Consider the following 15,635-nt stretch of genomic DNA (forward strand, 5'->3'; position numbering starts at 1 on the left):
AATTAAAAACGAACCAGCGCGGAACCCCAGGTAAAACCACCACCGAAGGCTTCAAGCAGCACCAGTTGCCCTGGTTTAATACGCCCATCGCGTACCGCTTCATCAAGCGCTGAAGGCACGGAAGCCGCAGAGGTATTACCATGACGATCCAGCGTCACAACCACTTTGTCCATCCCCATGCCCAGCTTTTTCGCCGTGGCGCTGATGATTCGCAGGTTAGCCTGATGAGGCACCAGCCAGTCTAATTCACTTTTGTCCAATTGAGCCGCTTGCAGCGTTTCTTCAACAATGTGTGCCAGTTCAGTCACAGCCACTTTAAAGACTTCATTACCTGCCATCGTCAGGTAAGCAGGCGTATCCTGGTGGGTACGATCCTGATGCGGCAGCGTCAACAACTCGCCATAGCGACCATCGGCATGCAGATGGGTAGACAGAATACCCGGTTGCTCAGACGCCGTTAATAACACAGCACCCGCGCCGTCGCCAAATAGAATCAGCGTGCCGCGATCTTCAGGATCCAATGTTCGAGACAACGTATCGGAACCGATCACCAGCGCGTATTTCACCGCACCACTTTTAACATATTGATCGGCAACGCTCAGCGCATAGGTAAAACCCGCACAGGCAGCGGCCAGATCGAAGGCGATCGTGTCTTTGATCCCTAATAAGTGCTGAACCTGGCAGGCTGAGCTAGGGAAAGCGTGGCTTGATGAGGTTGTAGCAACAATAAGAAGGCCAACCTCAGAAGGATCGACGTTCGCCATTTCCAGCGCTTTCTGCGCAGCATGGTGTCCCATGGTCGCAACGTTTTCATCCGGCGCAGCAATACGGCGCTCACGGATTCCAGTTCGTGTGACGATCCACTCGTCCGTTGTTTCCACCCTCTTTTCTAAATCAGCGTTCGTCCTGATTTCTTCAGGCAGGTAGCTGCCCGTTCCGATTATTTTTGTATACATGTACGCTTAGTCACTCTTGGGTAATACCGCTTCTAGACGAGCGGCAATCCGCTCGGGAAGCTGCCGCCGTACCGTCTGCATTGCCTGTTCAATAGCAACCGCAAACGCTCTCTGGTTTGCTGCGCCGTGGCTTTTGATTACAGTTCCCCGCAATCCTAGCAGGCATGCGCCATTATATTGATCGGGATTCAAATGACCGAAACGCTTTGATAAGCGTTTTTGTAACAAACGTCCCAGCCATTTCAACCACCAGGATCGCTTTTGTTTTTGCTCTGGACCTGAAGCCGGAGACTTCAGCAGTGACAGGAACATCCTTACCACGCCTTCCACCGTTTTCAGTGTGACATTACCCACAAAGCCGTCACAGACCATCACATCCGTTTTTCCCGTCAGCAGATCGTTGCCTTCCAGATAACCGATATAATTTATTGATGGTGCCTCTTTTAGCTGTGCCGCGGCTTCACGGATAGTGCTTAACCCTTTGCTTTCTTCTTCACCGATATTCAACAACGCGACCCGGGGATTAGTCAGTTCCAGCACTTCTTCCGCCATCACTGATCCCATCACAGCAAACTGAACCAACATCGTACTGTCACAGTCAACATTTGCTCCCAGATCCAACACGACGGTTTTTCCGTGTTGCTGATGAGGTAACACTGACACCAACGCGGGTCGCTCAATTCCTTCCAGTGGCTTAATCAGGAGCTTAGCCAGCCCCATAAGTGCCCCTGTATTGCCAGCACTCACGCAGGCCTGTGCTCTACCGTCCTTAATCAACTCAAGTGCAATGCGCATTGAGGTACCACGGCTGGCACGAATAGCCTGCGACGGCCTCGCATCACTAGCAATAACCGACTCCGCCGGAACAATTTCTAAGCGGGAGAGTAAATCAGAATCGATTTTGGCAAGTAATGGAGTAATCGCGGCAGGATCGCCGACTAATAACAAATTGAGAGCTGGATTAGAAGCCAGTGCCTGCAATGCAGCAGGCACTGTGACGCAGGGACCGAAATCCCCACCCATCGCATCTAACGCCAGAGTTAGGCGTGTCAAAGTATTGCCTTGCAAATAATTCGCAAGAATTACTTAGCAATGACCTTGCGACCGCGGTAGTAACCATCCGCAGTGATGTGGTGACGCAGGTGAGTTTCGCCAGAAACTTTATCTACGGATACAGAAGCGGTAGTCAGCGCATCATGTGAACGACGCATACCACGTTTGGAACGGCTAGGTTTGTTTTGTTGTACGGCCATGGACCTTACTCCTTAATTACTTACGCTTTAAACTGGCTAATACGGCAAACGGATTTGGTTTTTCCGCCTCTGCAGGCAGTTGACCAAAAACCATGTCCGCTTCGGACACTTCACAGTGTTCAGAATCATGCACCGGGGCGATAGGCAACATCAGAATAATTTCATCTTCAATCATTGCCAGCAGATCGACTTCGCCAAATTCATCAACGCCGATCGGCTCATACGCTTCCGGTAACGCTTCGGCCTGTTCATCATTGACGACCGGGCTGAAACAGAATGTCGCATGGACTTGATGTTCAAACGGCTTGCCGCAACGCTGACACATCAGTGTGACCGTAACGTCAGCGTTACCGTCAATCACCGCCAGACGCTGATTATCAATATTGAAAGATAAAGAGGCCTGAACATCACTATCCACACTCACCACTGATTCGGCAACACGCTCTACTTGTTCAGCTGAATAGATACCAACGTAATCTAAACGCTTCTGAGCAGTGCGGACCGCATCAAGAGTTAAGGGTAATTTTACCTTTTGCATAGGGCGCGCATATTAACGTCGTAACGACATAGAGTCAAAGAAAAAGGCAGTGATACACCACCTTTCACCAATATTCGCTTCCAGAGCGGCGCACAGTTTAAAATGCCTTTCATCATTACGCTACGGTTTATCAAAAAATTATGCAGCAGATTATTCTCGCCTCGACCTCACCTTATCGCCGGGCCTTGTTGGAAAAGCTGGCGATCCCCTTCGTTTGCGCATCGCCAGACATCGATGAAACCCCTCATCCCGGCGAAAACGCCATCGATCTTGTGATCCGTCTTGCTGAAAACAAAGCGCAAACGCTGGCCGCGCACTACCCTAATCATCTGATTATTGGTTCCGACCAAGTTTGCGTGCTGGGGGATTCCATTACCGGAAAACCGCATAATAAGATTAACGCAACAAGGCAACTACAACAGGCTAGCGGAAAATGCGTGTCCTTCTTTACTGGGTTAGCGCTCTTTAATAGTGCAACCCGTTCTATACAAAGCATCGCAGAACCCTTTGATGTGTATTTTCGTACACTAACGGAAGCAGAAATTGACGGCTATCTGGAGAAAGAACAGCCGTGGAACTGCGCGGGGAGTTTTAAAAGTGAAGGATTAGGCATTACCCTCTTCGAACGATTATCCGGGCGAGATCCTAATACGCTGATTGGATTGCCGCTGATCGCGCTGACGCAAATGTTGCAAAAGGAAGGTCTGAATCCATTAACGGTTTGAAATAAATCGGGATAGTTCGATGAAACGCTATCCCGATAGATAAAACATGCAAGAAATGAGTAGTTAGATTTTTGTCTTGCGTAACACCTGTAGACAGCGACGTAATCCACTATCCAATGGTGCTTCGACTCTCAATGTCTCGCCGGTGTTTGGATGTTCAAAACGCAGCGCCTGCGCATGCAGAAAAAGACGTTTTAAGCCCGTCTCCGCCAGTTGCTGATCGAATTCACGATCGCCGTAACGGTCATCAAACGCTATCGGATGCCCGGCATACTGGGCGTGTACACGAATTTGATGTGTACGCCCAGTAACAGGGCTTGCCCTCACCAGGGTCGCATGTTCAAAGCGTTCTTCTATTTTAAAACGTGTTTCTGATGGTTTACCTTCGCTGTTTACCCGAACGATGCGTTCACCGCTCTGTAAAATATTTTTCAACAGCGGTGCCTGAACAACCTTGCAGTGAGACTGCCACTGGCCGCGAACCAGCGCCAGATAGTCTTTTTGCATACCTTTCAGCCGTAACTGTTCGTGCAGAGAACGTAAAGCCGAGCGTTTTTTTGCGACCAGCAAAACACCCGACGTATCGCGATCGAGACGGTGTACTAACTCCAGAAAACGCGCTTCGGGACGTAAAGCACGCAGCCCTTCAATCACGCCGAAACTCAGACCACTGCCGCCATGCACCGCAGTACCTGAAGGCTTATTCAGCACCAACAGGTAGTCATCTTCATAAATAATGCACTCGGCCAATGCCGCCACTTTGCCAAGACTGGCAGAAACAGGAGTTTCATCGCGTTCTGCTTGTCGAACCGGCGGAATACGAATGACATCACCATCGAGCAATTTATACTCAGGCTTGACCCGTTTCTTATTTATCCTTACCTCACCTTTTCGCAAGATACGGTAAACCATGCTTTTAGGCACACCCTTTAAGTGGGTATGCAAAAAATTATCGACGCGCTGCCCCGCTTCATCTGCGGATATCGTCACAAATTGTACTGAAGGATTATCTGTTTTCATGATGCGCGATTCTAAATAGAGCAACCGGATAGCGCCACTTCTTTTTCTGTGCTTAACTGTGTGTCTGACTTATGAAGATATTGTTGCACTATCGGGAGAGTAACGGGTGAATTGCGCTCTAGCATCAAACCCTGTCCTTTTTGGTGATAACAAAAGAACTATCTTTATACAGACAGGCAAAGTCACCTTGCTATAACGGTATCAGCAGTGGAATAATGCTTTTGCGTTTCCCACGCGGATTTCCGATAAAACACGGGGAAATTGCGAAATTATTAAATTTGCCTGATGACGCACACACGCAGCAATGGCGTAAGACGTAATGCGAAATCAAGCAGTTAGCGGGCTGCGGATTGCAGCTTGGCCGGCAAATGGAATCAGATCTGGCGACATTCTTCAGAAGCTGTTCCCTCAGTAAATGTGCTGTTTTCCATCAGGAAACACAGGCTACCGAAACATGCGTCTCTATGCAGGCGACAACCGGGAGGTTGACGTCCCTGCGATAAGCCACGAGGCCATCGGTTCACTCCGGTCATGCGGTTCTTTTGTCCGCAGCTCTATCAATAATGCAAGTAAAAATAACGAGTAAGTTGAAGATGAAAAGAATGTTAATTAACGCAACTCAGCAGGAAGAGTTGCGTGTTGCCTTGGTTGATGGTCAACGGCTGTATGATTTGGATATCGAAAGTCCAGGTCATGAGCAGAAGAAAGCAAATATCTACAAAGGTAAAATCACTCGCATCGAACCCAGTCTTGAAGCGGCTTTTGTTGATTACGGCGCGGAAAGACATGGTTTCCTTCCTCTTAAAGAAATCGCCCGCGAATACTTCCCCAACAATTATGCTTCCCATGGCCGTCCTAACATTAAAGACGTGTTACGTGAAGGTCAGGAAGTTATTGTTCAGGTAGACAAAGAAGAGCGTGGCAACAAAGGCGCAGCGCTGACCACGTTTATCAGTCTGGCTGGTAGTTATCTGGTCTTAATGCCGAATAACCCTCGAGCAGGCGGCATTTCACGCCGAATCGAAGGAGACGATCGTACAGAGCTCAAAGAAGCTTTGGGATCGTTGCAACTGCCTGATGGCATGGGACTCATTGTTCGTACTGCTGGTGTGGGTAAATCCGCTGAGGCACTGCAATGGGATCTAGCTTTCCGTCTGAAACACTGGGACGCGATCAAAAAAGCCGCTGAAGGTCGCCAGGCACCGTTCCTGATTCATCAGGAAAGTAACGTGATCGTTCGTGCTTTCCGTGATTATCTACGCCCAGACATTGGCGAGATTCTGATCGACAACCCAAAAATTCTCGATCTGGCGAAAGAACATATTTCTGCACTGGGTCGCCCCGATTTCAGCAGCAAAATCAAATTGTATAGTGGTGAAATCCCACTTTTCAGCCACTATCAGATCGAATCGCAGATTGAATCGGCTTTCCAACGTGAAGTTCGCCTGCCGTCCGGTGGCTCTATCGTTATTGATACTACCGAAGCGTTGACGGCCATTGATATCAACTCCGCCCGCGCAACGCGCGGTGGTGACATTGAAGAAACCGCATTCAATACCAACCTTGAAGCGGCAGACGAAATTGCCCGTCAGCTGCGTTTGCGTGACCTTGGTGGCCTGATCGTTATCGACTTCATCGATATGACTCCGGTTCGCCACCAGCGTGAAGTGGAAAACCGCCTGCGCGATTCCGTTCGTCAGGATCGCGCACGCATTCAGATTGGCCGCATTTCCCGCTTTGGTCTGCTGGAAATGTCACGTCAGCGTCTGAGTCCTTCGCTAGGCGAATCCAGCCATCACGTCTGCCCACGCTGTAGCGGGACAGGTACGATTCGTGACAATGAGTCGCTCTCACTGTCGATTCTTCGCCTGATTGAAGAAGAAGCGCTGAAAGAAAATACCAAAGAAGTTCACGCTATTGTTCCCGTCCAGATTGCCTCTTATCTGCTGAACGAGAAGCGTGATGCGGTTAACGCCATTGAGACACGTCAGGGTGGTGTGCGCGCTATCATCGTGCCACACGACGGCATGCAAACACCGCACTACTCCGTGCTTCGTGTCCGTAAAGGTGAAGAAAAACCGACGCTCAGCTATTTGTTGCCTCAGCGTTTGGAAACAGAAACGCAGCAGCTGCAAGACGAACAAACGATCGAGCGTAAACAGCCTGAACAGCCTGCTTTAGCAACGTTCAGCATGGCTGAAATGCCAGAAGAAACCACGCCATCGGTTGCCAAAGCGACTCCTGCTGTAGCAAAAACGGCAGAAGAAGCTCAACCAGGTATAATTAGCCGTTTCTTCAGTGCGTTAAAAGGCGTCTTTGCTTCTGAACCAGCCGTAAAAGCAGTCGATAGCGTTGACGAGAAGAAAGCCGAAGAAGAGAAAACTAGTGAAGGTCAGCGTTCTGAACGTCGGAATTCACGCCGTCAGGGTAATAATCGCCGCGACCGCGGCTCTCGTGACAATCGTGACAATCGTGACAATCGTGACAATCGTGACAATCGTGAACAGCGTGATGATCAGCGCCGTAATAAGCGACAAAACGACGAAGCAGTTGCTGACAGCCGCGCTGCGGAAAATGTGGAGAAAGCCGGTTCGGAAGAACAGTCACGCCGTGAACCACGTGCTGAACGTCAGCGTCGTCGCCAAGACGAACGCCGTCAGCCTGCTACTGAGGCAAAAACGCAGCCACCAGCGGATGATTCAGATGACAATGCAGCCGAGCAGGATAAACCTGCCCAGGTGATGCAGCGTCGCCAACGCCGTCAGTTGACTCAGAAAGTACGCGTCCAGTCTGAAACTCAGCAGGATACCCTTTCTGATAACACGGCACCGGTTGCTGAAGCACCTGAGCTGGTCCAATCTTACGTTAAGCCAAACGACGTTACGGTAGACAATAACGAGAGCGACAACGAGCAAAACGATGCAAATCGTGCCAATGGCGAAAATGGCGGTATGCCGCGTCGTTCACGTCGTTCTCCTCGCCACCTACGCGTCAGCGGTCAGCGCCGCCGTCGTTATCGTGATGAGCGTTATCCGTCCCAGTCGCCGATGCAGTTAGAGTTTGCCGCCGCGTCACCGGAAATGGCATCAGGAAAAGTGTGGGTTAGCTACCCTGTTGCACAGTCACAACAGGCTGAAAATCACCAGTTGGAAGAAAATGCAACGGCCATCGAAACACCGCTGTTGCCAGCCGTTGTCGACGCTACAGTGACAGCACAAGCTGATACAGCTGAATCCAACGTGATTGAAAACGTTGCGATTACTGAACCCGTCGTTCAGGAAGAGGCCGTTGTAACCGCAACAGCGCAATCCGCGGATGTTATTCAGGATAGCAACGTAGCGGATGTCGAAGTGAGCACTGCCGACGAAGATACTGTCGTTGAGCCAATCACCGAAAACACGGCTATCGATGATGTCATCGCTGCGGTTGCCGTGAGCGCGGTTGAGGAAGCTAAAACCGTTGAGGCTGATGACATTGCGATGCAGGTAATCGAAGACGCACAGACCGTTGAAACTGCTGTTGCTGAAGAAAAGCAGGCAGATAACAGTGGGGAAGTGACTGAGACAGCTAATGTTGCAGAGCCGATTTCTACCGCGGAGATTCCAGCAGTAGAGGAAGTCCACCAGCCACAAAGCGTCCAGGATGAGCCAGTAGTCGCTGCCAGTTCACAGCCTACTGTGGAAAATCCCGTCTCGGTCGTGACAAAATCAGCGCCTGTTGTTGATAATCATGCTGTTGTTGAACCGCCCCGCTATAAACTCCATGCAACGGCACCCATGACTAAAGCTCCGGCTCCGGCATACAACGCAGAGCCTGCTCGACACAGTGATTGGGTACGCCCGGCCTATCCGTTCTCAGGAAAAGGCTCGGCAGGCGGCCATGCTGCTGTGAATCAATCCACTGCACCAGCAACCAAGCCTACGCCAGTCAACGAGTAATTTTGACCTTTATAGAAAACACCCGCCAGTTGGCGGGTGTTTTTTGCTAAAGAACGGCTATTAGCCTAAAACATTCAATAGCTTGATATCTACGCTCTCTGTTTTGCCATCCAGTTCCGCGAGCAAATTTTTAAAGTGAGCGCTCTGCTCATGTAATGCCAGAGCATCACGATCTTTCCAGCGTTCGAAGAATACAAACGAGCCGAGTTTATCCATAACGGCATGCAGATCATACTGCACATTACCCGCTTCCTGTCGACTGGGCGATACGACACGTTGTAGCGTAGCGGTAACATCAGCAATAAACTCAGCCTTAGCCTGAATAGTGGCAACAATACGAATTTCCATATACATCCCTTATTTATCAATGAAAAGATAGAGCATATCAGATGCCAATCTGCGTTTAATTTCAAGCATTCATCAACAAACGGATGCATTCAAATGGCTTTACGCTTATCCTTATCCCCCGCCGTATCAGTCCCAAAACCAACCGAAAGACGATGTTTTTCTACTGACCGCCGGAGCGCAATTCCATGACCGCACAGCCTACTATTCTTAAAATCCGTCGCCCTGACGATTGGCACATTCACCTGCGTGACGATCGGATGCTGGAAACCGTCCTCCCCTATACCAGCCGTTTCTTCGGCCGTGCGATTGTTATGCCTAACCTGACGCCACCGATTGCTAGCGTAGCCAGCGCTATCGCCTATCGTCAGCGTATTTTAGCCGCGATCCCGCAAGGCGATGACTTTCATCCGCTGATGACGTGCTATCTGACTGATGCGTTAGATGCCAATGAGATCGTGAGTGGTTTTGAGCAAGGCGTCTTTACCGCAGCCAAACTCTATCCAGCCAATGCCACAACAAACTCCAGCCATGGTGTCACTAGCGTCGCCAATATCTCCGGCATTCTGGAGAAAATGCAAAAAATGGGTATGCCGTTACTCATTCACGGTGAAGTCACCGATCCCGCTATTGATATTTTCGATCGAGAAGCTCGCTTCATCGAAACCATTTTGGAACCGTTGCGTCAGAATTTCCCTGAACTGAAGGTCGTCCTCGAACACATTACGACGAAAGAAGCAGCGCAATATGTTGTTGCAGGTAATGATTATCTCGCTGCAACCATTACACCTCAGCACTTGATGTTTAACCGCAATCATATGCTGGTCGGCGGCGTTCGCCCTCACCTGTATTGTCTGCCTATCTTAAAACGCAACACACACCAGCAAGCATTGCGTGAAGCCGTCGCCAGCGGCTGCGACCGACTTTTCCTCGGTACAGACTCAGCACCTCATGCAAAGCACAGAAAAGAGTCCAGTTGCGGCTGTGCTGGCGTGTTCAATGCTCAGGCAGCATTAAGTACCTACGCCACCGTTTTTGAAGAAATGCACGCACTTGATAAACTCGAAGCATTCTGTTCCCTGAATGGCCCACGATTTTATGATCTGCCGGTAAATGACGGCTGGATTGAACTTCATCGTGAAACCGTCACATTCCCGGAAGAAATCTCTCTCGGCGACGAATCGCTAATCCCCTTCTTAGCCGGGCAAACCCTTAATTGGTCAGTTCGCTAGAAAACAAGCCCATTTGCATGATGCTGATGGGCTAAATTTTATTGCGCGTATTGTTCTCCACATGCAATAACTGTATAAATAAACAGTTTGAAATTTGGAGGTCAGCATGCGCGTAGAAATCACACTTACAAAGACAACACCGTTACCTGCCGGTGCCATTGAAGCGCTCAGGCATGAGCTGGAAAAGCGTATTCACAAAATTTACCCTGATACGCCCATTCAGGTTCGTTATGCAGCCACAAATAACCTGACCGTGATGGGAGCAGGTAAAGATGACAAAGATCGTATCTCTGAAATTTTGCAAGAAACATGGGAAAGTGCCGATGACTGGTTTACTGCAGAATAATCTAAAGCTTGAAAGATAATGAAGATATAGGCTGTAATGGCAGTTTAAAGCGGCATTTCGCCATGTGTTATGACCGAGGATATCTGTGATGACGGTAGAAAAACCAGAAGAAGCAATGACATTCGGGGAACTGCTGGAGGTGATTGGCGAGCAACAACGCAAGATCGATGCTCTGGAACTCGCCTTTTCGTCTCTGGCTTTCTGCCTCGATGAAAAAGCAAACAAGCTGATGATTCACAATTTAACATTAGAATCTCAAAATGAGAATCGTGATCCAGCAATGAAAAAATATCTTGCCCGTATTGCTGCCGCATTGGAGAAAAATTCAGGGACTGCTGTGGAATAAAGTTCTATTGTACCTGTAACAACATCTTCGGGATGAAGATCTATTCGTCCCGATATTTTAATTTTGCCCTTCGCCATACCTGCTGGTGTAATGTTTTTTACGAAAAATTGAAAATATTTCCCATAAATTAAATAAGCCACAGTATACTGATAATGCTTGTTTAAAAATGATGAGCCACCTGAAGCCTCGTTAGTCACTCATGTTAGTAACTAGTCAATAAGGGGTATTTATGGATAGAAAAAATGAAGTTATTCAGACACATCCTCTTGTAGGTTGGGACATCAGCACCGTTGACAGTTATGATGCCATGATGATCCGGTTACACTACTTATCCACCGCGGATCAAGCACCAGATGAAACGCACGTAGACCGTACGCTTTGGCTAACGACCGATGTTGCAAGGCAACTGATATACATCCTTGAAGCAGGTATTGCAAAGATCGAATCAACAGACTGTGACGTCAGTGATTACCGGAAACATTAGTAATTGATAACGTTATTAATAATATATTCACTACTGATTAATTTCTCTCAATCATATCGGTTTTAATCGCACTTACGCTCATAACAACACCGCTTTATTAGCGGTGTTGTTATTTTAGGTATATTCTCATTTATTTTTATATTTACTAAGCAATTAAGTCATGTTCAACGACGTTTAACCAATAATCACTCACTACATAGTTATTCAACTAACAGAGCGTTTTCCGTCGCTTTAATTTGTTTTGCTATCGTCTTTATTCACCCTTCATCTAAAAACAGGCATCAGAAACATTTATTCCATTAAAGAACTTCCATAATCAAATTGAATAAATTATGAAATTAAATTCAAAAAAACTGCTCACACTTATGATAATGTTATGATTTGAAAGTTTATATTGCTTTTATGTTTCTTCCTGTTAAATTTTTTCCGGATTAACTACGTTACCGTTTTGATAAGGAACTATCACTATGCTTTGGCGTAATACCTCCTCCCGTTATGGCCATATCAGCATTCTTTTGCATTGGATTGCAGCGTTGACCGTTTATGGCATGTTCGCCTTAGGTCTTTGGATGGTCACATTAGGGTACTACAATATCTGGTATCACCGAGCCCCGGAGATCCACAAAGCCATTGGCGTGTTGCTCTTTGCCATCATTATTTTTCGCGTGGTGTGGCGCTTTATTTCCCCACCGCCGCCACCGTTAAAAAGCTACTCCACATTGACTCGCGTCAGCGCGACACTGGCGCATATTGCGCTTTATGTCATCCTTTTCGCCATTCTCATTAGTGGATATCTCATTTCCACGGCAGAAGGGCATGCAATCTCAGTTTTTGGCTGGTTTTCTATTCCGGCCATTGTCAGCGGCTTGACGGATCAGGCCGATATAGCTGGCGACGTGCATCTTTATCTTGCATGGGCGGTGGTTGCCTTATCAGCGCTGCACGGTTTAGCCGCATTAAAACACCACTTTATCGATGGTGATAACACGTTGAAACGGATGTTGGGCCGCAACGTTCCTTAACTTTCTGGATTTATGGAGAAATACTAATGCTGAAGAAAACACTACTGAGCCTGACCGCAGTATCCATGCTTGCTTCTGCCGGTTCTGCACTGGCGGCAGAGTACAAGTTCGATAAAGAAGGCCAGCACGCGTTTATTGAATTCCGCATTAAACACCTCGGTTATAGCTGGCTTTATGGCAGCTTTAATGACTTCGACGGTGCTTTTACCTTTGATGAGAAAAACCCAGCAGCGGATAAAGTCAATGTCACTATCAACACCAACAGCGTTGACACTAACCACGCTGAACGTGACAAGCACCTGCGCAGCGCAGAATTCTTAAACGTGTCCAAGCATCCGCAGGCAACGTTTACCTCAACGCAAGTGAAGAAAGACGGTGAGGATTACGATATTACCGGTAATCTGACGTTAAATGGCGTGACCAAGCCTGTTAAGTTGGATGCCAAACTCATCGGTCAGGGGGATGACCCGTGGGGTAACTATCGTGCAGGATTTCAGGCCGAAGGGACTATCAAGTTGAAAGACTTCAATATTACGACCGATTTAGGTCCCGCTTCACAGGAAGTTGAGCTGATTATTGCCGTTGAAGGCGTTCGTCAGAAATAAGGCACCGCCACGCGGCTAACAGCAAAAAGCCCTTTCCTTTGGAAAGGGCTTTTTATTATTGATGAACGCCAGTTGGCTATTCAGCGTTATCTTTCGCTACAGGTGCCGAAATATGTAACGTTGACTGCAATAATCCTTTGGATTTATTGAAAATCTTCATTCCATTTTCACGCCCGCTGCGTATTGCTCTTTGTTCTTCTAACGGCAATTTCATCTCATCCTGACATTGCGTGCTACAACAACCTTCGTATTTTGCGGCACAGCTCGGACATTGGATAAATAGAAGGTGGCACCCTTCATTGCGACAGTTAGTGTGGCTATCACATGAAGCACCGCACTGATGACAATGTGCGATAACGTCGTCAGAAATACGTTCTCCCATACGTTCATCAAACACGAAATTCTTACCAATAAACTTCAGCGGTAATCCTTGTGCTTTAGCCTGGCGTGTATATTCAATAATACCGCCTTCTACGTGATATACATTCTTAAAACCATGGTGCAGCATGTAGGCGCTGGCCTTCTCACAGCGAATACCACCGGTACAATACATGACAATATTTTTATCACGCGCATCATCAAGCATATCCACTGCCATCGGTAGCTGCTCACGGAAAGTATCCGATGGCACTTCCAGTGCATTCTCAAAATGACCGACTTCGTATTCGTAGTGGTTACGCATATCGACGAATACGGTATCAGGATCGTCGGCCATCGCATTAACCTGATCGGCCTTCAGATATTGTCCAACATTCGCTGGATTAAATGTGGGATCATCGATTCCATCGGCGACAATCCGTTCACGTACTTTCATACGCAATACCCAGAATGACTTTCCGTCATCTTCCAGAGCGATATTTAAGCGAATCTGATCAAGTGCTGGATGCACCTTGAACAATGCGGCTTTAAAAGCGTCGAACTGATTATTGGGTACACTGATTTGGGCGTTAATCCCTTCTGTTGCAATATAAATACGTCCGAAGACCTTATATTGTTCAAGCTGGATATACAGGCGATCGCGAAATGCTTTTGGATCGTCAATCGTAAAATATTTATAGAAGGAAACTGTGGTACGTGGCTCGGTTTCCGCAAGCATACGCGCCTTCAGTTCCTCATTGGAAACCCGGTTATGTAACACTGGCATGGTGTACGTTCCTGTCTTCATTGAGGTTAGCGTGTAACATTCATTGCCGGGCTATAGCCTGACATATTGAATCGCCCGGCATCATACCTGATAGCGGAGAAGCTGTCAGGGCATGAAATGAATAGCGAAACGATAAAGAGTGATCTACCGTAAACAAATGACTTCTGGGATTCACTTGCGCTTTCATGAAGTATCATCATCGAAGGATCTGTCATTATGAGCCAGCTTTTCTCCCCCGTATCTCTTGGTAAACTCGAACTGCCCAACCGAATATTGCTCCAATGTCAATATTCGGCTGAGGACGGTAAGGCGACAGCTTGGCATACCATGCACTTAGGTAACCTGTCGCATTCTGGAGCAGGGCTGCTCATCACGTTACGCCAGAGACATTTTCAAGCAATAGCGGTAAATATGATACGTGGGAGCTCCTATTAGAGTCGCCCCTTACCCCGCACCACCACGTGGTATGCCACCAAAGGTCAAAACTCATTCTCTGGGCATGATACGATCAAGTGTTTTTTGCATAAAAATCAGTCAATAAGATGGCAATAATTTGTTTTATTGGCAAAGCACCGCAATAATCTATCTTGCACTTAACCATTAGCTCGATTCTTTTTAACGATTCGCGTGCTGACCAGCACCAAAATATTGATACTGAGGCCATGACACAAATCCCGACTTTTAATCGTTCATTGCTACATCCGCGCTACTGGCTCACCTGGCTGGGCATCGGCATCCTCTACCTTATCGTTTTGCTGCCCTATCCCGTTCTTTATCGTATCGGTAATGCACTCGGCCATCTGGCTATGCGCCTTCTGCCAAAACGCGTCAAGATCGCCGCCCGCAACCTTGAGTTATGTTTCCCAGAAATGCCGCAAGCCGAGCGCAATATGCTACTCAGAAAGAATTTCGAATCGGTCGGCATGGGCGTAGTTGAAACAGGTATGGCCTGGTTTTGGCCGAATTGGCGTCTCGAACGCTGGTTTACGGTAACAGGTCTTGAACACATACGCCCTGAGAACGAGCGGAAGCAAGGAGTCTTACTTATCGGGCTGCATTTTTTAACGTTAGAACTCGGTGCGCGAGTTTTTGGTATGCACAACCCGGGGATTGGTGTGTATCGTCCGAATGATAACAAACTGATTGATTGGTTACAGACGTGGGGTAGGCTGCGTTCCAATAAATCCATGCTGGACCGGAAAGATCTTAAAGGCATGATACGCGCACTCAAACAAGGTGACATCATCTGGTATGCGCCGGATCATGATTATGGTCCGCGCAGCAGCGTATTCGCGCCTCTCTTTGCCGTAGACACCGCGGCGACAACTCGCGGGAGCTATATGCTAATAAAAACGGCGCACCCAGCGATCATCCCGTTTGTGCCACGCCGACTTCCCAAAGGGAAAGGTTATGAACTGCTGATTCAGCCAGTTGAACAGGGTGCACCTGTAGACAATGAAACGGTGACCGCAGCCTGGATGAACAAAGTGGTTGAAAAGAATATCCTGCTCGCACAGGATCAATACATGTGGTTGCATCGCCGTTTCAAAACCCGTCCAGAAGGCGAACCATCACTTTATTAACTCACACGTTTCGTGTTGTTTATTTCAGGAATAAACAGAGCCTTGTGACAAGCTAAAAAAAAGCAACGGCCGCGGCCGTTGCTTTTTCTTTCACGCTA

At 47.9% G+C, this 15,635-nt stretch carries 16 protein-coding genes and 1 pseudogene; 10 read left to right on the forward strand and 7 right to left on the reverse strand.

What is annotated here, in order from left to right; translation table 11 throughout:
- Window positions 1–2: 2 nt before the first annotated feature.
- The 4 genes from KP22_RS07090 to yceD are packed head-to-tail and all read right to left on the reverse strand — an operon-like array spanning window position 3 to window position 2,747.
- Window positions 3–956: a beta-ketoacyl-ACP synthase III gene (locus tag KP22_RS07090; protein WP_039298878.1), complete on the reverse strand. Its 954-nt coding sequence runs from the start codon at window positions 954–956 to the stop codon at window positions 3–5.
- Between the two features lie 6 nt (window positions 957–962).
- On the reverse strand, window positions 963–2,009 hold the full coding sequence (plsX, locus tag KP22_RS07095; RefSeq protein WP_039298875.1) for a phosphate acyltransferase PlsX: 1,047 nt from the start codon (window positions 2,007–2,009) through the stop codon (window positions 963–965).
- 29 nt (window positions 2,010–2,038) lie between these two features.
- Window positions 2,039–2,209, reverse strand: a complete 171-nt coding sequence (gene rpmF / locus KP22_RS07100; RefSeq protein WP_005970518.1) for a 50S ribosomal protein L32 — start codon at window positions 2,207–2,209, stop codon at window positions 2,039–2,041.
- A gap of 16 nt (window positions 2,210–2,225) precedes the next feature.
- Window positions 2,226–2,747 (reverse strand): 23S rRNA accumulation protein YceD, encoded by a 522-nt coding sequence (gene yceD, locus KP22_RS07105; protein ID WP_005970520.1) that lies wholly within the window; start codon window positions 2,745–2,747, stop codon window positions 2,226–2,228.
- A gap of 140 nt (window positions 2,748–2,887) precedes the next feature.
- Here yceD and KP22_RS07110 point away from each other — a divergent pair, with 140 nt between their 5' ends.
- Window positions 2,888–3,472: a Maf family protein gene (locus tag KP22_RS07110; protein ID WP_039323262.1), complete on the forward strand. Its 585-nt coding sequence runs from the start codon at window positions 2,888–2,890 to the stop codon at window positions 3,470–3,472.
- A 63-nt stretch (window positions 3,473–3,535) separates the two neighbouring features.
- On the opposite strand, the gene rluC is transcribed toward KP22_RS07110, so the two are convergent.
- Entirely contained in the window at window positions 3,536–4,492 is a 957-nt protein-coding gene (gene rluC / locus KP22_RS07115) for a 23S rRNA pseudouridine(955/2504/2580) synthase RluC (protein ID WP_039323265.1), read from the reverse strand.
- A 593-nt stretch (window positions 4,493–5,085) separates the two neighbouring features.
- Here rluC and rne point away from each other — a divergent pair.
- Window positions 5,086–8,430 carry a ribonuclease E gene (gene rne, locus KP22_RS07120; protein WP_039323269.1) on the forward strand — a complete coding sequence of 1,115 codons (3,345 nt, stop codon included), beginning with the start codon at window positions 5,086–5,088 and terminating at the stop codon, window positions 8,428–8,430.
- Window positions 8,431–8,490: 60 nt separating this feature from the next.
- On the opposite strand, the gene KP22_RS07125 is transcribed toward rne, so the two are convergent.
- Window positions 8,491–8,778 carry a putative quinol monooxygenase gene (locus KP22_RS07125; RefSeq protein WP_039298863.1) on the reverse strand — a complete coding sequence of 96 codons (288 nt, stop codon included), beginning with the start codon at window positions 8,776–8,778 and terminating at the stop codon, window positions 8,491–8,493.
- Window positions 8,779–8,963: 185 nt separating this feature from the next.
- On the opposite strand from KP22_RS07125, the gene pyrC reads away from it, so the two are divergent.
- The 6 genes from pyrC (at window position 8,964) to KP22_RS07155 (ending at window position 12,810) form a co-directional block, all read left to right on the forward strand.
- Entirely contained in the window at window positions 8,964–10,007 is a 1,044-nt protein-coding gene (pyrC, locus tag KP22_RS07130) for a dihydroorotase (RefSeq protein WP_039323271.1), read from the forward strand.
- A 106-nt stretch (window positions 10,008–10,113) separates the two neighbouring features.
- Complete coding sequence (gene dinI / locus KP22_RS07135) at window positions 10,114–10,353, forward strand: DNA damage-inducible protein I (RefSeq protein ID WP_039298857.1); 240 nt, start codon at window positions 10,114–10,116, stop codon at window positions 10,351–10,353.
- Window positions 10,354–10,441: 88 nt separating this feature from the next.
- Window positions 10,442–10,699, forward strand: a complete 258-nt coding sequence (locus tag KP22_RS07140; RefSeq protein ID WP_039298856.1) for a hypothetical protein — start codon at window positions 10,442–10,444, stop codon at window positions 10,697–10,699.
- A 229-nt stretch (window positions 10,700–10,928) separates the two neighbouring features.
- On the forward strand, window positions 10,929–11,183 hold the full coding sequence (bssS, locus tag KP22_RS07145; protein WP_039298854.1) for a biofilm formation regulator BssS: 255 nt from the start codon (window positions 10,929–10,931) through the stop codon (window positions 11,181–11,183).
- Window positions 11,184–11,650: 467 nt separating this feature from the next.
- A complete protein-coding gene (locus KP22_RS07150) occupies window positions 11,651–12,205 on the forward strand; it encodes a cytochrome b (RefSeq protein WP_039323274.1) in 555 nt (184 codons plus the stop codon).
- Between the two features lie 29 nt (window positions 12,206–12,234).
- Entirely contained in the window at window positions 12,235–12,810 is a 576-nt protein-coding gene (locus KP22_RS07155; RefSeq protein WP_156103715.1) for a YceI family protein, read from the forward strand.
- 76 nt (window positions 12,811–12,886) lie between these two features.
- Here the strand turns inward: KP22_RS07155 and trhO are convergent, their stop codons facing one another.
- The gene (trhO, locus tag KP22_RS07160) at window positions 12,887–13,954 is read right to left on the reverse strand and encodes an oxygen-dependent tRNA uridine(34) hydroxylase TrhO (protein WP_039323277.1); all 1,068 of its coding nucleotides are present in this window, start codon (window positions 13,952–13,954) and stop codon (window positions 12,887–12,889) included.
- Between the two features lie 216 nt (window positions 13,955–14,170).
- On the opposite strand from trhO, the pseudogene KP22_RS07165 reads away from it, so the two are divergent.
- Together KP22_RS07165 and KP22_RS07170 are read left to right on the forward strand one after the other, a co-directional pair.
- Window positions 14,171–14,326 (forward strand): annotated as a pseudogene (locus tag KP22_RS07165) (oxidoreductase); the annotation flags it as partial.
- A 290-nt stretch (window positions 14,327–14,616) separates the two neighbouring features.
- The gene (locus tag KP22_RS07170) at window positions 14,617–15,537 is read left to right on the forward strand and encodes a Kdo(2)-lipid IV(A) acyltransferase (protein WP_039298840.1); all 921 of its coding nucleotides are present in this window, start codon (window positions 14,617–14,619) and stop codon (window positions 15,535–15,537) included.
- Window positions 15,538–15,635 lie beyond the last annotated feature (98 nt).

The sequence above is a fragment of the Pectobacterium betavasculorum genome (genome assembly GCF_000749845.1).
Classification (GTDB): Bacteria; Pseudomonadota; Gammaproteobacteria; order Enterobacterales; family Enterobacteriaceae; genus Pectobacterium; species Pectobacterium betavasculorum.